Source organism: Marinomonas sp. 63XJN7_7_ISO-PGPR-S23-202 (assembly GCF_056173505.1).
The window spans coordinates 4,143,581-4,162,508 of sequence record NZ_CM149677.1 but is presented as its reverse complement, the minus strand read 5'-3'; the positions used below and the strand labels follow the sequence as shown (position 1 = coordinate 4,162,508).

The window sequence follows — 18,928 nt, the reverse complement described above, 5'->3', positions numbered from 1 at the left end:
TTAAAATATTTTATCTACTGGTGCTAAAATATAAGGGTCTAAAAAACCTTCTGGATAGTCGATGTGCATGATATGGCGCATGACTAATAAGAAAATTACTAAGCAAAAAGCGATAATAAACGATTTAGTCCAGGATGCTTTTGCCAAATAGGACAAAAATAGCAATGAAAAAACAAACGTGGTGGAGATAAAACCTAAATAGTAGTAACCACACGCAATGACAAAGAAGCCAACAATATAGCAAGCCTCCAGCCTAATATTGGTGACGACTTTTCGATGTTTTACTTTATAGCGTTGAATCAGCAATGCTATGCAAGAGAACAGCACAATGGCAATAGCAATCAAAGGAAATGCTTTGGTTAACATGGACTTGTCCCATATGTTAAATAAAGCATATGTGCCAGCGCCAGTAATTAGCAGAATCAGTATCAGATCGGTAATAGAGGTGATCGGCAACTCTTTTTCAGTCGCTTTATCCGCGTTGTTTTGTGATTTTCTTCTGCTTTTAAGAATAGGAGGAAGAACAAAGCCCAGTATGATCAACAAAGCAATGATAATCACGCCAGGACGCTCAAACCAAGAGTAACCATAGAACTGAATGCTTTGGAAAAAGTAATTCTCCGCACCAGATGACAGTACAAAGCCTATTAAAAACGCTGGACGTGGCCATCCCGCGTCCTTCATCAAGACACCTATAGTCGCAATGACACCAAGGACGATGAAGTCGCCTAGGCTGCGAGTTGCTTGATAAGCAGCAAATAGAATAAGTGTTAGAATGATGGGAGCAAGTATTGAGAATTTAACGTAAGTCAGCAGTGAAATCGGACGTGTAAAACAAATACAAAACATCGCACCCAAAATATTTGCTAAGGCTAAAGACCAAATAATGGTGTAGGTTAGGTCGAGATGAGTGGTAATCATTGAGACGCCTGGTTGTAACCCAAGCAATAACATACCGCCTAGAAATACCGCCGCCGAACCTGACCCTGGTATACCAAATAATAGCGTTGGAATCATACTGCCAGAGGCACAGGCATTATTGGCTGATTCTGGTGCGATCACCCCTTTGATCTCGCCTTTACCAAACTGTGAGCTGTCTTTACTTGAATTCATGGCAAAGCTGTAAGTCATCCAATCGACAACTGAGCCGCCCAAGCCTGGAATGGCCCCAACAAGACTGCCAAAAATAGACGATTTGCCCACAAGAGGAAGGTTTTGAAAAACGTCTTTTATCCCTTGTTTTAGGCCATGCCCTAATTTGTTGGGAGTAGACGCGATCGCTTTATTTTGAACAAGCAGGCTAATGATTTCTGGTAAGGCAAAAATACCTAAGCCGACGACGACCAAAGGAATGCCATCGTAAAGATAGTCGATACCAAGCGTAAATCTAAAATCGCCTGTAGCGGGAGCTGAACCAACAGAGCCAATCAACAAGCCAAGTCCACAAGCGGCCAACCCTTTAAAAATGTTGCCGCCAGATAACGCCGCCACCACGCTTAATCCCAATAGGGTCAGCATAAATAATTCGGCAGATGAAAAAGACAGTACAATCGGTCGTGCGACTAGAATGAACACACTAAGCACAATTGCACCTACTACACCGCCTATCATGGAACACATAAAAGCAGCGGATAACGCACGTGCTGCTTGTCCCTTTTTCGCTAGTGGGAAGCCGTCCATGACCGTTGCTTGGGAAGAACTCGATCCAGGAATTCCCATTAAAACGGAAGTGAATGTATCACCCGTAGGTATTACTGCAACCAGTCCCATTAACATCCCTAAACCAACGGATGGTTCCATTCCGTATATGAATGGCAACAGTAAGGACATACCAGCAATACCACCGAGTCCTGGAATAATACCTACCACAAGACCAACTAGGACCCCACCTAATAAATAGATAAAGTGCGTAAACGATAAAATTTGGTCTAAGGCACTAAGAAGCACGGCCATGAATAACTCCTAATAACAGCAATGGATTAGAGTGAATAATCAAATTTCTGTTTTAGCCATTTGGCTACCCAAGCGTATAGCTCAGGAGAAATTTTGGTGGCTTCTTGAAGATGTTGAGCGACATTGACACCCACAATGTTTTTATAGGGGCCAATTTGCACTACAGAATCTTTAATGAACTGAGGATCTTTCAGCATTTCTTTAATCCCCTTTTGGTACGCCTGAATAATGTTTTTTGGCGTATTTGCGGGAATAAAGATCACTTTTTGGAAAGCAAAGCCTGCCGCTAGGAACTTAGAGTAAGCGGTGTATTCATTACCAGATGGTTTCTTGCCATACTTCTGGAAATAGACCTCTTGAAATGTGGGTAAATTTGGAAAAGCTGGATCGCGTACTATCTTTCCATCTTTGTTCATCACCCCTAAAGAGAATAAAGGAATCGCTTTGTGGTTTTTAACCAAGTCTTCTACTGAGTTGATATAAGCCGAAGTTGTCTGGAAGTCTATTTTTGCTTCACCACGTTCGAAGGCTAGACGACCTGCGCCACGGCTCTTCATACCGAATACTGGTTTCACATCAAGACCAAGCATTTCAAAGGCCATGAGTACAGGCAGCTCTAGTCGAGTTGGACCTTGGGATCCAAAAGGAAGTGTGACTCCATTTAGCTTATCAATATCGGCAGCGGACTTAACGCCAAGGTTAGGCTGAACATAAACAACACCGCCTGTTGGACTGGCCATTAATGGCATCCATTTATCGAAGTTGTAGCGTACGCGCTTATCACCCAGCATGAACGGAAAAAGTGTTGATGCCGAGGTACCTAAAATATCCGAGCCATCGCTTCTAGCACGTTTATAAAATAAGTTAGTGCCAGTAATAGAGCCACCACCAGGCTGGTTTTTAATAACAACCGTTGGGTGAGTGGGAATATACTTTGTCAAATAGGGAGCGATAAAGCGTGCCCAAACATCGGTACCACCACCAACACCAAAGGGTATGGTCCAATTAATGGTTGAGGGAATATCGGCTGTCTCTGCCTTCGCTGCTGTCGTTAGCAAACTACCGAAGATCAAGGTTGAGGCGCATAAGAGCTTCAAGTGCTTTTTCATGGTTTTATCCTTTTTTGTTTTTATATAGCTTTTGTTTTTGTCGTTGAGATTATTAAGTATGCTAATCGAGATAAATGATGCCATTTAATATTCGTTTAGCCGTTCGAATGAGTGACACACTTTCGATGACAGAGCTGTCTTCAGCGTTACGTGTGACACCCAGTTCTATTGTTCCTGAGGGATGTTCAAGAACAAAAGAAGAGTCGTCGGTGCTATTATCGATCAGTTCTGATGCAATGGTACCGAGCGTACAACAGGCGGTTGTAATGGCGATGCTGCCTGTGACAGCTAACGCCTTATGACATTTATTTGGTACGAAATAGCGTGCTGAAATGGTGCCACCGTGCAAAGCGGGTGACAGCAAAATAGGTTTAGGGATTACGGAGTTAGAGACATCGCCTAAGCCCATTAATCGACCCGCTTGCAGGCGAATATTCTCTAATCGGCTCATGAATTCCACGTCATTATCAAACTCTGATGGGGACTCATAACCTGTCTTTTTAAGGTCTGCAGCTTTAATCAAAACCACGGGAGTGGCCGCATCGAGACAGGTAACGGGGACCGAGTCAATAATATCTATCTTGTTCCCTGTTGGTAGTAATTTGCCTGTTTTAGCACCTTCAACATCGATAAAGGTTAAATGAATAGGCTCGCCTGGCGAGTTAGTACCAGCGATAATGGTGTTTCCTGAATATTTAACTTTGCCATTAGGCGTTGATACTGTGGCATGTATAATCTTGCCCGTATTGACATTATGAATGCGTACGGTTGTTTTATCGTTTGAGGCTGGAAATAGCCCTGTTTCGATTGCATAAGGTGCGACACCTGCTAGCATGTTTCCACAGTTTGGCGCGAAGTCTACTTTCTTCTCGAGTATGCCCACTTGAGCAAATAAATAATCCACATCCGCTTCTGGATGGGTTGAGGGGCCTACCATAGCGACTTTGCTTGTTAGGCTATTGCCTCCGCCAATGCCATCTATCTGAAGTTCATGACCAGATCCCATTATTTTCAAAAGAACATCCGCACAGGCCTCTCTCTCTTTGGGTAGGTCAGAAATGTTCAGGTATGGGCCTCGAGAGGTGCCACCACGCATAATCATGCAGGATATGGTTTGTGACATTATAAAAAACCTTGTTGTTATTGGTACTGGCGCTAAGATCTCATAAGGTGGATTGGTGCATCAAATGCAAAAATAAGTTATAAATGATGCAAAATTGTTATCAATGGTGAGGCCATGCATCAAATAGAGTTCAAAGATTTGGTTATTTTTATTCGGATTGCGGAGACGGGAAACTTTCATGATGCCGCGGAATTAACCTTTCTTTCGCAGCCTGCATTAAGTCGTAGAATGCAAAAATTAGAGTCTTTGCTTGGAGCACAATTGTTCGAAAGAACAACGAGAAAAACCTGGTTAACATCGGTCGGTAGAGAGTTTTTACCCAAGGCCAGAAGGATGGTGGAAGAGTTTGAAATGTCCATTTTGGGCATTAAAGACATGGCGTCCCAGCAAAAAGGTAAGGTCATTATTGCGTGCATTCCAACCGCTGCATTTTATTTTTTGCCCAGTGTTATTAATGTGTTTAATGAGCGTTATCCTGGTATTCGTATTCAAATATTAGACGAAAGTGCCAATCAAGGGCTGGAATCCGTTATTCGGGGGGATGCCGATTTTGGCATCAACATGGCTATTGCACAGCACCCTGAGGTGGTTTTCACACCACTTCTCGATGATCCGTTTGTGGTTTGTCTGAGGAAAGATCACCCATTGTGCGAGTTGGATGAAGTGTCTTGGGCTGATATGGAACCCTATAAATTAATCAGTGTTGGACGAGCCAGCGGTAATCGTATTTTATTGGATAAATCGTTAGCCAGGGATCAGGTGCAATTAAACAGTTTTTATGAGGTTCAGCACCTTTCAACTTCACTGGGGTTAGTGGAAATGGGATTAGGCATTTCCATCGTGCCGAAATTAGCCATGCCGTTAAGTTCGGCGTCAACGCTGACTTTCAGGCCGCTCAAAGGGCAGAAAATTGACCGTTCAATTGGTTTGGTAAAGCGAAGTTCTACTTCCGTATCACCAGCCGCCGAGTTATTTATCAATATACTGTTAGAGCACTGGAAAGACGTTGATTTCATTTAGCAATCACCACGCCCTTGATGATGATTCGTCATTATGGGCGTGGTGTCATTAAGGGGGAGAAATGCTTTTCATTAGTCTCCCAAAACCAGACCTTCACGTCTTGGGTCGGCCCCGCCGTAGAGCTTACCCGATTGGATCTCAATGCCCTGTGCCCCGGAATTCAAATCCTTTATAGCGACTTTATAGCCCATTTTTTCTAATGGTCCTTTAAGGGCTTCTGCTTTTGTGCCTTTCTCCAGTTCAAAAGTGCCAAAACGATTAATGGCGTTGGGCAGAGAAATGGCTTGCTGAATATTCATCCCCCACTCCAGATTAGCAATCAACGTTTTGACCACATAACCAATGATACTGGAGCCACCTGGTGAGCCAATCAGTAAGTAAGGTTTTCCCTCTTTCATAACGATGGTTGGTGACATAGAAGAGCGTGGACGTTTACCAGGTTCTAATCGATTGGCGATTGGGTAACCGTTTTCGTACGACTTAAAAGAAAAGTCTGTTAGCTCATTGTTGAGTAAAAAGCCATCGACCATCAGCTTCGAGCCAAAAGCACTTTCAATGGTGGTGGTGATGGAAACGGCGTTGCCATCTTTGTCGATAATGACAATATGACTGGTACTGGGAAATTCAATAGCGATATCGTCTGCCTGTTTGACCGGATGACGCCATTCAGGTTCTCCCGCTGCAACATGAGCAAGTGCTTTGCCGGGGGTGATAAGTTGGGCTCGGGCCTTTAAATAGCTCGGATCTAATAAGCCCTGTGGCATAGGCACATAATCGGTATCGGCCATGTATCGACCTCGATCCGCAAACGCTAAACGCGACGCATCGCCTATAATTTGCCAAGCTTCGGGTGAGTTTGGACCCATCTTAGCAAGATTAAATTGTTCAGTGATGCCCATGATTTGTCCAACAGTTAAGCCGCCTGAGCTGGGTGGCCCCATGCCGCAAATATCATATTGTTTATAGGGCAGACACACGGGCTTTCTTTGTTTGACTTGATAGTTAGCTAAGTCTGCTTCGGACAGAACCCCTGGATTATCCACCACATGGTTGACCTGCCGAACGATGTCCTTGCCAATTTTCCCATGATAAAAAATATCAGGGCCATGCATGGCCAATTCACTTAAGGTTCTGGCATAGGCCAAATTTTTCAGGCGTTGTCCCGCTTGGATGGGGCTGTTATCTAAGTTGAAAAAGTACGCTTTGGTTTCTGGGTAGCGAGATAGATGCGCTTTGTTGCTTTCAACAGAGTGGGCGAGTCGAGGCGAAACGATAAAGCCATCAAGAGCCATTTTTTCTGCCGGTTTTAATAGGTCCGACCAGGGTTTTCGACCATAGCGTTTGTGCAATTCGGCCATCAATTTAATGGTGCCAGGCGTCCCAACGGAGCGCCCTCCGACCACTGCATCATAGAATTTGAGCGGCTTGCCATTGTTGTCTTGAAACAGTTCTGGAGTGGCTTTCATGGGGGCGGTTTCGCGCCCATCAAAGGTGGTGAGTTGTTTGTTTTTGGCATCGTAATAAACGGCAAAAGCGCCACCACCTAAACCAGAAGACTGAGGTTCTACAAGGCCCAATGTCATTTGCACGGCGACCAGTGCATCAATGGCAGAGCCTCCCGATTTGAGCACATCGTAACCTACTTGAGTGGCGATAGGGTTGGCGGTTGCTACCATCTCGTGTTGCGCTGTGACCAGTTTTTTTTCAGAGATGGCACTCGTTTGTTCTGGAGCAACGGCATCGGTCACTTGACCAGAGGCAAAGAGGCTCTGGCTAAAAAGGAGTGATGAAAGCAGTAACAATCGTTGCGGTGTCTGTCGTTTGTACATTTGGCTGTCCTTATGTATACAGTTGAGAGAGTGTTTTTTATCTGTTTGCCATTTATTTGTTGTTATTTGTTGAGACCTTTGCACGATGTCACGAGCGACGCCAAGGCGCGGCAAAAACAGACGAGAAAGCGGAGTTTATAGCTATAAATGAGCATTTTGAGTCTGTTTTTAACAAAGTATTGGCAAGCGCAGTAGTCGTGCAAAAGTCTCTTGTTCTGATACACGTTTTTAAACCGTGTACTCAAATCAGAACAAATAATGCGGATAATAGAAAGACCATAAGTGCTCTTTTATGTTTCGGATGTTTTATGAATATTGGGGCCAGGGAAGGTGTGAATAAGTCGTCTAAGACTCAGGCTTTAAGAGAAATCGTCAATTAAGGCGCGATACTGAAGGAATGTAGGCACCTTTCGAAGTATCGCAACGCAGAGTGACGTTTTCTCTTAAAGCCCCATAGGGCATGGTCTAAAACCCCGTATTCTTTGTTAAGCATCTCGTCAATAGGTTCATTATTCACATTCGATGCTTGCCGCAAATAGCAGGCTTTTATCTCCATGCTGATTCCTACACGGATGTAGGTTATTAGGGCAATGCAGGAGCAATTGCCGAGACAAGAGGACTTATTAACACCTTCCCTAATGGGTAATGAATTGGACTTTTGACTGGATGGTCTTGTCAGGTGGCAGATCATTTTGTTAACTATAACCTTGGTAAGACTGATTACTTGATAGAATGCATTATGTTGCAGGAGAGTCACTATGTACGTAGCAATGAACCGTTTTCGTATTGCGGTAGGACGTGAAGAGGAATTTGTTAATATTTGGCGTAGTCGAGATACCCATTTAAAAGACGTGCCAGGCTTTGATTCATTTAATTTATTACAGGGTGAAACCAATGAAGAGTTCACTCTGTTTGCTTCTCATACCATTTGGGAAAGTGAGCAGGCGTTTCTCGACTGGACTAAATCTGAGGCCTTTCGTAAGGCCCATGCGAATGCAACGTCATCTAGAGGCTTGTACCTTGGCCCACCAAAATTCGAAGGTTTTTCAACCGTTCTTTAACAAAAATTACTTGGTGATGTGTGGCTGGGGTAGGGAGATTAGTTGGCCACTACAGGTGATATATCAGGAGCACTTACTTGCATTCCCTCTAAAGTGCTTCGGGTGTTATTAAAGGTACTCTTTGGCCGAGATCTAGTTTGCCCCACAACATAAAATGATGTTATTAATTCACCGCTTTAATTTTTACGTACTGAAAAATAACGGTATTTATAACGATAGGGAAGCTTTATCATGCTTAAAAAGGGACTTTTTCTTGTGTTGCTATCAGGTATCACGTCACCAGCTTTATTAGCATCCGAACAAGCTCATTGGAGCTATGAAGGTCAGCAAGGACCTGATCATTGGAGTGCCTTGTCGGGTGATTTTTCAATCTGCTCGCAAGGGAAAAATCAATCGCCTATAAATGTACGGGTTATTCTAAAATAAAATTGGGTCAACAGAACATAAGATTACAAAATAAGAGGAATAAAGGTGGCTATTCTTTCTATATGTCTATACTATGCACTTTCCAGCTAGAAAGAAGTCTCTAATTATTAACTCTGATCTACGTAGTTTTATTCATAATTCTCGTCCTGAAAGTTTTTAAGTAACAGTCTATTTTTTGCATTTCCAGCCATCATATATGGCTATTACTAATATATCAGGTGATTATTATGTCTACCCCTATTCAAGGTACTGTTAAGTGGTTCAATGAAACAAAAGGCTTTGGCTTTATCGAGCAAGAGTCTGGCCCAGATGTGTTCGCACATTTTAGCGCTATTGTTAGCTCTGGTTTCAAAACCTTGGCTGAAGGCCAAAAAGTAGAATTCATTGTGACGACTGGCCCTAAAGGCCCACAAGCAGAAAATATTACTGCGCTATAATATCTAGCGAATTTTATTTTAAAAAAGAGCAAGTCTTTTCAAGGCTTGCTCTTTTTTTTGTAAGGTCGAATTTGATTGAAAGGCGAAATACATTTTTCCTTTTATAAAAAAATGCCACTCATGTTTTTGGGTGGCATTTTTTATGGAATTGCTTGCTGTATTACATCGGTAAAGGAATATTGTTAACGCTGAGCTGTCCATTTTTCATAGTTATATCTGTTCTATATTGATCTTTTTCTTTTTTGATCAATCCTTGTTTTATAAAGCTAGCCAGTACCATTTGTGCTTGCTGTTTGACCTGTGGTAATTGGACTGGCACTTGAGCCTGATTGGCGACAAATTGTTGTGCCAGCTTATCGGCTAGTGGTGCATCGAGCAAAATATTTGCTTTAGAAATGGTGTAATACTTCCAAAATTGTGGGTTAAATAAGTCCTCTACTTTAGGCTCATTAATATCGGCAAGTTTACTGGTTAGGCTAGATTTAAAACTGCCTTCGGGCAGGGTGCCACTGAAATCAGAAATATTGAATTCAGGCTTACTGGCTAAAAATGGACCAAGATTGTCTTGTAAAATCGCAAGGGTTTTTTGGTTGGTAGGGTCCGTTCCGTCTGGAGTGTTATTAAGCTCTTTGTAGACTTTGGTTAAGACACCACTGTTTAAATTCTTGAGCTCTGTTACAAGCGAGAGATTGGTAACTTGAACCGAAGGGAGACTAAACGACTCTGCGCCATAGCTGATTTTTATGTCACCTAGCTGTGTTTTCTTATCCAGATCTGAGTGAGTGTTAATAGAGAGACCTTTTATTGCCATCTGCGATGCTACTTGGATGTCTCCGACTTTCAATGTCATGTCGCTGTCACGTAAACCGCCGCTACTTAGGTCGCCGCTTGTATCCATTGTGAATTGAAGAGCGAGGTCTTTTAGTGAAGCGGGTTGTTTACCACTAACGTCGATGTTTTTTAGAGAGCCTTGATAATGTAAGGTTTTGTTTTTACTTTCACCTGAGCCAGAATACCCGCTAAATGACAAGGTTTTGTCTTTATTCGTAATACTTGGCATTGCATCCGCTAGAGTGAGATTGCCTGTTAAACTACGGGTAATGTTGAGTTGATATAAGGGCTTGTTATCATCCCAAACCAAGGTGTTGCGTGCTTTGTCGGCTGGAATGCTGGCCTGTGTTGAATACAGTCCGATAAGACTTTGTTTATTGAATAATAGCGGGCCATAGTGTGTATCGAGAATGATATTGGCTTTTATGGGGCCGATTGCACTATTAGGATCAATCGTTGACGGATCAACCTCCACCGAAATATTGGCTTTTGAACCAAACCAGGAGTTATCCATTGATTCGATTTTAGCATGATAACCTGCTGATTGATTTAGGTAGGCAATAAAGCTTTCTAGCTGTTTCTGATATTGACCCGCAATGATTTTGGGAGAAATAAGACACACGGCAGCAAGCACAATAACGAGTATACCAAGTAGCTTTTTCACAAAGACTTCCTTTTCTAAATTAATGAGTTGAGTATCATTGTACAGAGAATCAGCAATTAAATGAATGCTAGTAGACTCTATCCTCCTTGTATTTTACAGTGTGTTCTTTGTACAACAGCTTACCTGTCGTACCATTTTTGTGGAGTGGTAACAAAATGAATCAAGCTATTACCCTTAGGGTTGAGTTCGCGCGAAAATTGCTCTCTCGTCTGAGCGTTATGGATTACCATACGGCTCTTATTGGCGGCTCTGTCGCTAAAGGTTGGGCGGATGATTATTCAGATATTGAAATAGGTCTGTTTTATACAAGCTTACCTTCTCTTAGTGATAGACAGGAGATGGTAAAAAGGGCAGCAGGCACCGATGCTGTTTTTTCAAAGCCTGATGGGAATGGTTTGATAACCGACTATTTTTATGTTGATGGCTTACAAGTTGATCTTTGGCACTGCTCGGAGGAAGTCATTGATGGTTTTATTCGGTGTATCGACACGGCTCCACTGACCAATGCCATTCAAGAAACCTTATGGGTTATTCAAAATGGAATGGTACTAAAATCTTCCTCGCAATTAATACAATGGCGCAATGATCTGCATTTTCCACTGAAAAAACGCCAAGAAGTGGTTGCTCTACATCTAGCGGCTATTACCTCACCAGATTTGAAATTATATGCTCATCGTCAAGATTTACCCATTTATTATGGTTTGATCTCAGGTATTCAAAAACGCATGGGGCTTTTGCTATTTGCCCTAAACGGTATGTTCTCTGTTGATTTTAAGAGCCTTGAACAGAGTTTAAAGGGGTTGCCTATTCAACCTGAAAACTGTTGGCAGCGCTTTGAGGCGATTTATAAAGCGCCTTTTTTAGAAGGCGCTGAAATGATGGAAAGTTTGATTGCTGATACCGTGACGTTGGTAAAACATCATATGCCAGAGGTCAGTATAGAGAAAAAACACGCTTTTGATGGGTATCGAAGACGACGTTGGGTCGGGCCTGTTTAAGTGGCTACTCAGACATTGCCAATGCCGCCATCCATCAATAACTCAGAGCCGAGCATATAAGCGGATTCGTCTGAGGCTAAAAACACGGCCGCTTTTGCCAGTTCGATTGCCGATCCCATGCGTTTTAAAGGAATAAGATTGCTTACCTCCGCTCGCAGAGCGTTCTCCTCTTCTTGTTCTAGACCAAATTTTTTAAAGGCATCGGTTTGTGTTGGACCTGGGCTAAGGGCGTTAACTCTGATTCCTCGATCTTTTAATTCGCCGGATAATGTCCTGGCTAAAGAGATGAGTCCGGCTTTGCTGGCCGCGTAAACGCTACTTTGTGGCAAACCTATTTGGGCGGAAACACTACCACAAAGAATAATGGAAGCAGACGCGGAGAGGTGTGGTAAAAGTGACTGGATAAGAAAAAACGGCCCCTTTAAATTGGTATTGAGAACGTGATCAAAGGTATTTTCATCCCATTTTTCTAGTGGTTGATGAGTGACATCGCCTGCATTAATAAACACTATGTCTAATTGAGGGAAAGATACGCCGATCTGCTCAGCAAGACGCCTTTGTTCCGCGACAATACTCGCATCGCTTTTTAACACTAAGAGACGGTCAGCAAATTCTTCTTTTGCCGCTTTTAATCCGATGTCGCTACGGCCTGTAATAGCGACATGGGCGCCTTCTTGTAAAAACTGTCTGGCAGTTTCTAATCCTATTCCTGCGGTGCCACCCGTGATCAAAGCATGCTTACCTAATAGACGTTTCATATAAAACCACCTTGTTGTATTGGTTGAGTGGTCGCATTATCTGTATATTAGTATGCTTTTAATGGTAGGTACCAAATGGGTACTAAAGAGGAAAATATTAATGACCACATTATTTGCTCATTCTGATGAGCCTTGCCCCATGGTGGATTTTGTCAATCTTGTCTCAGGAAAATGGGCCATTCCGATTCTCTATCGTTTAATCGTGGTGGATGATGCGATTCGTTTTGGTGCATTGCAAAGAGCGGTAGCGCCTATTACACAGAAAGAACTCACCAAACAATTAAGAGCCTTTGAATCTATAGGTTTGGTGACACGAACCATGTACCCAGAAATGCCGCCACGAGTGGAATATCAAGTGACGGAGCTTGGTAAAACCTTAAAACCAACATTGGATTCATTGGCCCAGTGGATGAAAGAGCATAGAGGAGAGCTAAGCACACAGTTTTGAGACGTTTTTTTATAAGAAAATTTTATATAAAGTGTTTGTTATTATTTCATTATGCACTAAGGAAGAATTCATTGATTCCAAAATTACACTAATATCGAGGATAGGGTTTCTTGATTAAATCTTTAACATATTGATTATTATGTAATAAATTTTCTTTTTAGTAGTGATTTTGTATTTTGTCAAATTCTATTAGATTGTTTCTGAAAAAGTCCTAGTTGGTTTTTGTCTCTTCTCTCCCTAATAATTGGCGCATTCCTAATTGCAGCTACTGGTTGCAAAAAACAAAAATAATATGACGTCCATCAGGACATTTAGTGGAGAAATGCAATGGATTTATTGGTATCCATACTACCTATTGTTTTATTAATCTATGCAATGACAAAAAAGCATCCTGTCCCTTCCTATATTGCGTTACCCGCCACGGCGTTACTGATCGGCATATTTCAGGTTTTTTATTTTCATGCGAATCAAACCCTTCTGTTAGCCAATGCAGTCTCTGGTGTGTTATCGACTCTCACCCCGATTTCAATTATCGCGGGGGCGATATTGTTGAATCGAGTGATGGTATTGTCTGGTGCTGAGAATATCGTGCGTCATTGGTTAGAGAGCATCAGTACGAATGCTGTTGCTCAGCTGATGATTATTGGTTGGGCGTTTGCCTTTATGATTGAAGGGGCCTCGGGGTTTGGTACGCCTGCCGCGATTGCCGCGCCCATTTTGGTGGGGTTAGGCTTTAACCCAATCAAAGTGATTTTGCTGACGCTAACCATGAACTCGGTACCGGTATCGTTCGGGGCTGTTGGCACGCCGACATGGTTTGGTTTTGCACCGTTAAATTTAAAAGACGCGGAAATTTTAAGTATCTCTCAATATACCGCTCTTGTTCATACCATTGCGGCTTTGTTCATTCCAATTATTGCGTTGCGCTTTGTGGTGAGTTGGCAAGATATCCGCCGTAACATTATTTTTATCTTGCTGAGTGTTTTGTCCTGTACTTTGCCCTATTTATTGATTGCCCAATGGAATTACGAATTCCCTTCGCTGTTAGGTGGTGTAATTGGCTTAGTCATCAGTGTGTTTCTGGCTCGCCACCATATTGGTTTGTCGAATGAGACGCGACATAGCGAAAAGCGTAAAGGGGTAAGTGGTAAAGCTTTGGCGATCGCCATTAGCCCGATGATTCTCTTAGTGGGGATCTTGATTATTACTCGGATTAAGCAGCTAGGTATAAAGCAGATCTTGACGGACATGACACCTTGGTTACATGGTAGCCTTGGTAGTACCCACGTAAGTGTAACGGATTCGTTAGCCATTTCTCTGACACACATTTTTGGAACCAGTGTGTCATGGGCTTATAAGACGCTCTATGTGCCAGCCTTGATTCCATTTTTAGTGGTTGTGCTTATTTCTATTCCGATCCTCAAAATGTCTAAAGGCCAAGTGTTTGAGGCGTTTTCGGATTGTCGACGTCGTATTCTGTGGCCGTCTATTTCGTTAATGGGGGCCCTAGTTATGGTGAAGTTCATGATGTTGGGTAAGTTAGATTCTCCTGTGCTGGTTATCGGTCACTCCTTTGCCGAATTAACTGGGGATAAATGGACCTATTTTGCTTCCTATCTAGGAGCACTAGGGGCTTTCTTCTCTGGTTCGGCCACTGTGTCTAATCTAACCTTTGGTGCCATTCAGCAAAGTATCGCGGTAAGCGTTGGCTTGCCACAAACACTGATTTTAGCCTTGCAGTCAGTTGGTGGAGCGATGGGGAATATGGTTTGCTTGAATAACATCATTGCAGTATCAACCATATTGGGTATTAGCCATAAAGAGGGCTTTATTATGAAACGTACGGTTATACCTATGACGATCTACGGATTAATCGCTGCTTTGGTTAGTGTGTTCTTATAAACTTTTTTATTCCATAATTACTTTTAAAATCAAATAGATAGATCAAATCAAATGCCGCTCAAATGAGCGGCATTTTTAGTTAAAAGCGAAATAGCTAAAACTTCCTTGAAAAGACAATTGTATGATGTATGATTTTTTGTGGTGAATATAGACAGTATTTGCTTGAGATTCTTGGCTGCTTTGAAAGCTTTCATTAGTGGCATAAAAACAATGATAAAACCAAAAGTTTGAATGCAGTTGAGGGCAGGTATGAATGAATATGTGCTAATCAAAATCCACGCTAACGATAATGTGGCGATTATTGTTAATCAAGGTGGGGCCCCGGCGGGAGCAGAGTTAGAAGCTGGTATTGTATTAAAAGAAGCAGTGCCACAGGGTCATAAAGTGACGCTAACAGCGATTGGGCAGGGGCAAGACATCATTCGTTACAACGAAGTGATTGGGTACGCAAAGGAGCCATTGGCAGTCGGGCGTTGGGTGTCGGAAGCGTTAATGATTATGCCTACGCCACCTAAGTTGGATGAGCTGCCATTGGCGACGCGCGCTAAGCCAGACATTGCCCCCCTAGAAGGCTATACCTTTGATGGTTATAGAAATCCAGACGGTTCTGCGGGAACAAAAAATTTGCTCGGTATCAGCACGAGTGTGCAGTGTGTTTCTGGTGTAACAGAATACCTAGTAAAGCTCATTAAGCATAATTTGTTACCAAAATATCCGAACGTCGATGGGGTGGTCGCTCTCAATCATAGTTATGGTTGTGGCGTGGCCATCAATGCTCCTGCGGCGATTGTGCCAATTCGTACCTTACAAAACATGGCGAAAAATCCCAATTTTGGTGGTGAGGTGATGGTCATTGGTTTGGGGTGTGAAAAACTCCAACCTCATCGTTTACTTGATATCGACGATGCGCAAGCGGTGAATATTTTGCCGAATTCTGATGCGGCTCAATGGTTAAAAGACAATGTGGTTAGCCTGCAAGACGAAGCGCATCACGGTTTTCAAGACATGGTTGATAGCATTATGACAATGGCGGAGTCTCACCTTGAGCGTTTGAACCGACGTCGTCGCGAACCCTGTCCTTTGTCCGAATTGGTTGTGGGTGTGCAATGTGGTGGCAGCGATGCTTTTTCAGGTATTACCGCCAATCCCGCTGTAGGGTATGCCTCTGATCTGATTATTCGCGCTGGTGGTTCTGTGATGTTTTCTGAAGTCACTGAAGTGCGTGACGCGATTCATTTGCTAACGCCGCGAGCCCAAAGCGTAGAGGTAGCCAAAGCCTTGCTGCGTGAAATGCAGTGGTACGACGATTATTTGAGCTTGGGTCAAGCGGATCGCAGTGCCAATACCACACCCGGCAATAAAAAAGGGGGGTTAAATAATATCGTCGAAAAGTCCCTTGGGTCGATTACGAAATCTGGCAACAGTCCAATTGTTGATGTGTTAAGTCCCGGCGAACGTATTCGTAAGCGCGGTCTTAACTTTGCGGCAACCCCTGCAAGCGATTTTATTTGTGGCACCTTACAGTTTGCTTCCGGGATGAACTTGCATGTGTTTACCACGGGTCGTGGCACACCTTATGGACTTGAGGTGGTGCCAGTCATTAAAGTCTCAACCAACAGTAATCTAGGTCATCGTTGGCATGATCTGATCGATCTAGACGCCGGTCGTGTTGCCACCAAAGAGATTACTTTAGAAGAAGCGGGTTGGGAGCTATTTCATTTGATTATTGACGTGGCCAGTGGCCGTAAGCAAGTAGCGGCTGACCGTTTGGGGTTACATAACGATTTGGTGTTATTTAATCCAGCACCGGTGACTTGATGATCACAGCGAGTCGATATAGAGGTTGCCATTTGTCATCTTTGTTGTATGATGTAATACATTATATAGGTTAAATTACTACCTCCTAAATCATTTAAATAGCCTTTTTAAGGCTTTACTTTCAACGATATAAATAATGAGGAAAAAAGCATGGCTTTTTCTGTAGAACAAATGAGATCGGCGTTGAGTGATGGGCTGTTGTCGTTTCCTGTAACGGATTTTGATGCCAATGGTAAATTTAACGCTGAAACATTCCGCCTGCGCTTAGAGTCGTTTATTGAGCATGGTGTGTCTGCTATTTTTGTTGCGGGTGGAACGGGTGAGTTTTTTTCACTTGATGAAGAAGATTATCGCCAAATTGTTGAGTTATCTGTTGCGACAGTAAAAGGCCGTGTGCCAGTTATTGCCTCTGCAGGACGCAGCGTGTCAGACGCTAAGAAATTCGTTAGCATTGCTGATGAAGCCGGTTGTGATGGTATTTTGTTGATGCCGCCATTTCTGACGGAATGTCCTGAAGATGGTATTGTGGAGTATGCTAGTCAGGTAATGGCATCAAGCAACATCCATTTTATCTACTACAATCGTGCCAATGGCAGTTTGTCCGCTGAGCGTGTAAAAGAGCTCGCGGCTCGTAACCCGAATATGGTGTCTTTGAAAGATGGTGTGGGCAATATTGCCGCGTTGAATGACACCATTAAAACCGTTGGTGATCGTTTGGTTTACATCGGCGGTGTACCAACGGCGGAAATTTTCGCTGAAGCTTACTTGTCTATTGGTGTGAATACCTATTCCTCTGCGGTGTTTAACTTTATGCCGGAGATGGCCAATAAGTTTTACAAAGCATTGCGTGCTGGTGAGAAAAATACGGTTACCGCCATCATTAAAGACTTTTTCATCCCTTTTTGTCGCTTGCGAGATACGAAAAAAGGTTACGCGGTGAGCTTGATCAAAGCAGGGGCGACCATCACTGGTCAGTCAGCAGGAGCTGTGCGTGCGCCTTTGACGATGCCCAATGCGGCGGAGTATGCCCAACTAGAAGCGCTTATTAAGAAAAACAGCTAACTCCCTTAAGGAGGTTGGGGTTTTGTGCCAGCCTTCTCTTTTTTTTATGAGAGACCTTTTCGCAACGGCTGTGGGTGACAATACAGCGTTAAAAGGCCTCTATGGACAAAGTAGGCCCGTATTATGTTTACAACAATAAAAAAAATGCAGGTTGTTCCTGTCGCCGGTTACGATAGTTTTCTATTAAATTTAAGCGGAGGCCATGCTCCTTGGTTTATCCGTACGGTTGTTGTCTTAGAGGATAATGATGGCAATATCGGTCTGGGTGAAGTTCCAGCAACCGATAAAATTATCAACACACTAGAGCAGTGTCGTGCCATTGTTGAAGGCCAGAACGTTGGAAAATGGAAGTCGATTATTAGTCAGGTTCGTCATGCCATATCAGGCCAATCTGACGATGTGCGTGGTAATCAAACGTTTGATTTGCGCACTGCGGTCCATGTGATTACTGCAGTTGAATCGGCACTGTTGGATTTGGCGGGGCAAAATATGGGATTGCCTGTTGTCGATTTGCTTGGCCAGTATGGTAAACAGCGTGACGACATAGAAGCACTGGGGTATTTATTCTTTCTAGGAGATCGCACAAAAACCGATTTACCTTACCCTGCCTACGATCACCCTGTGGACGATTGGGATGTGGTTCGCGGTAAGGAAGCCACTACGCCAGAGGCGATTGTTAACTTAGCAAAAGCGGCTTATGCCCGTTATGGCTTTAAAGATTTTAAATTAAAAGGTGGGGTGCTGGATGGGCATAAAGAAGCAGAATGTATTGCTGCTTTGTATGAGGCTTTTCCTGATGCCCGCCTGACACTTGATCCCAACGGAGCTTGGACTCTTCAGCAAGCGATAGACTATTTAACACCAGTGAAACACATGCTGAGTTACGCTGAAGACCCTTGTGGGCAAGAGGGGGCCTGGTCTGGTCGAGAAACCATGGCTGAATTTAAGCGTCGTACCGGATTGAAAACCGCCACCAATATGATTGCCACCGACTGGCAGCAATTAAAGAACGCTGTGCGTTTGGACTCGGTCGATATTCCTTTAGCGGATTGCCATTTTTGGACTATGCAAGGGGCGGTTGCGGTTGGAGAGTTGTGTAACGAATGGGGCATGACCTGGGGCTCACACAGTAATAATCACTTTGATATTTCTTTGGCAATGATGACCCATGTGGCAGCGGCTTGTCCTGGTGACGTGACCGCCATTGATACCCATTGGATTTGGCAAGATGGGCAACGTCTCACCAAAGAGCCGCTTAAGATTCGCGCTGGCAAAATCAAGGTACCGACAAAAGCGGGTCTTGGCATCGAACTGGATCGCGATAACTTAATACAAGCCCATGAATTGTACAAAACGCTCACATTGGGACAGCGTGATGACAGTTTAGCGATGCAGTTTTTGATCCCAGGTTGGACATTTGATCCTAAAAAACCGGCATTGGTTCGATGATTGATGGGTAATGCGTACAGATAAAAACCTTTGCTTGTGG

General features: G+C 43.3%; 15 protein-coding genes. 9 read left to right on the top strand and 6 right to left on the bottom strand.

Translation table 11 applies throughout. The features are described 5' to 3' along the window. From AC0VYG_RS19250 to AC0VYG_RS19240, 3 genes are all read right to left on the bottom strand, one after another. Positions 1-1,953, bottom strand: a complete 1,953-nt coding sequence (locus AC0VYG_RS19250) for a tripartite tricarboxylate transporter permease (protein ID WP_475429515.1) — start codon at positions 1,951-1,953, stop codon at positions 1-3. Between the two features lie 26 nt (positions 1,954-1,979). Continuing rightward, entirely contained in the window at positions 1,980-3,062 is a 1,083-nt protein-coding gene (locus AC0VYG_RS19245; RefSeq protein ID WP_475429514.1) for a Bug family tripartite tricarboxylate transporter substrate binding protein, read from the bottom strand. A gap of 61 nt (positions 3,063-3,123) precedes the next feature. Further along, a complete protein-coding gene (locus AC0VYG_RS19240; protein WP_475429513.1) occupies positions 3,124-4,185 on the bottom strand; it encodes a 4-oxalomesaconate tautomerase in 1,062 nt (353 codons plus the stop codon). Positions 4,186-4,299: 114 nt separating this feature from the next. Here AC0VYG_RS19240 and AC0VYG_RS19235 point away from each other — a divergent pair, with 114 nt between their 5' ends. After that, complete coding sequence (locus tag AC0VYG_RS19235; RefSeq protein WP_475429512.1) at positions 4,300-5,205, top strand: LysR family transcriptional regulator; 906 nt, start codon at positions 4,300-4,302, stop codon at positions 5,203-5,205. Positions 5,206-5,276: 71 nt separating this feature from the next. Here the strand turns inward: AC0VYG_RS19235 and ggt are convergent, their stop codons facing one another. Next, positions 5,277-7,034, bottom strand: a complete 1,758-nt coding sequence (gene ggt, locus AC0VYG_RS19230) for a gamma-glutamyltransferase (protein WP_475429511.1) — start codon at positions 7,032-7,034, stop codon at positions 5,277-5,279. Positions 7,035-7,792: 758 nt separating this feature from the next. Here ggt and hmuQ point away from each other — a divergent pair. Together hmuQ and AC0VYG_RS19220 are read left to right on the top strand one after the other, a co-directional pair. Continuing rightward, positions 7,793-8,095, top strand: a complete 303-nt coding sequence (hmuQ, locus tag AC0VYG_RS19225; RefSeq protein ID WP_475429510.1) for a heme-degrading protein HmuQ — start codon at positions 7,793-7,795, stop codon at positions 8,093-8,095. Positions 8,096-8,748: 653 nt separating this feature from the next. Then, positions 8,749-8,958 carry a cold-shock protein gene (locus AC0VYG_RS19220; RefSeq protein WP_067013201.1) on the top strand — a complete coding sequence of 70 codons (210 nt, stop codon included), beginning with the start codon at positions 8,749-8,751 and terminating at the stop codon, positions 8,956-8,958. Between the two features lie 160 nt (positions 8,959-9,118). Here the strand turns inward: AC0VYG_RS19220 and AC0VYG_RS19215 are convergent, their stop codons facing one another. After that, complete coding sequence (locus AC0VYG_RS19215; protein ID WP_475429509.1) at positions 9,119-10,453, bottom strand: YdgA family protein; 1,335 nt, start codon at positions 10,451-10,453, stop codon at positions 9,119-9,121. A 155-nt stretch (positions 10,454-10,608) separates the two neighbouring features. Here AC0VYG_RS19215 and AC0VYG_RS19210 point away from each other — a divergent pair, with 155 nt between their 5' ends. Beyond that, entirely contained in the window at positions 10,609-11,451 is an 843-nt protein-coding gene (locus tag AC0VYG_RS19210; protein WP_475429508.1) for a hypothetical protein, read from the top strand. A gap of 8 nt (positions 11,452-11,459) precedes the next feature. Here the strand turns inward: AC0VYG_RS19210 and AC0VYG_RS19205 are convergent, their stop codons facing one another. Beyond that, positions 11,460-12,209, bottom strand: coding sequence for an SDR family oxidoreductase (locus AC0VYG_RS19205; protein ID WP_475429507.1), 750 nt, complete (start codon positions 12,207-12,209; stop codon positions 11,460-11,462). 100 nt (positions 12,210-12,309) lie between these two features. Between AC0VYG_RS19205 and AC0VYG_RS19200 the strand changes: the two genes are divergently transcribed. The 5 genes from AC0VYG_RS19200 (at position 12,310) to AC0VYG_RS19180 (ending at position 18,888) form a co-directional block, all read left to right on the top strand. Then, positions 12,310-12,657 (top strand): winged helix-turn-helix transcriptional regulator, encoded by a 348-nt coding sequence (locus tag AC0VYG_RS19200; RefSeq protein ID WP_475429506.1) that lies wholly within the window; start codon positions 12,310-12,312, stop codon positions 12,655-12,657. Positions 12,658-12,984: 327 nt separating this feature from the next. Beyond that, positions 12,985-14,559: an L-lactate permease gene (locus AC0VYG_RS19195; RefSeq protein WP_475429505.1), complete on the top strand. Its 1,575-nt coding sequence runs from the start codon at positions 12,985-12,987 to the stop codon at positions 14,557-14,559. Positions 14,560-14,808: 249 nt separating this feature from the next. Continuing rightward, entirely contained in the window at positions 14,809-16,377 is a 1,569-nt protein-coding gene (gene garD / locus AC0VYG_RS19190; RefSeq protein ID WP_475429504.1) for a galactarate dehydratase, read from the top strand. A gap of 150 nt (positions 16,378-16,527) precedes the next feature. Continuing rightward, a complete protein-coding gene (locus AC0VYG_RS19185; RefSeq protein ID WP_475429503.1) occupies positions 16,528-17,439 on the top strand; it encodes a 5-dehydro-4-deoxyglucarate dehydratase in 912 nt (303 codons plus the stop codon). Between the two features lie 123 nt (positions 17,440-17,562). After that, positions 17,563-18,888, top strand: a complete 1,326-nt coding sequence (locus AC0VYG_RS19180; RefSeq protein ID WP_475429502.1) for an enolase C-terminal domain-like protein — start codon at positions 17,563-17,565, stop codon at positions 18,886-18,888. The last annotated feature ends 40 nt before the right edge of the window (positions 18,889-18,928 follow it).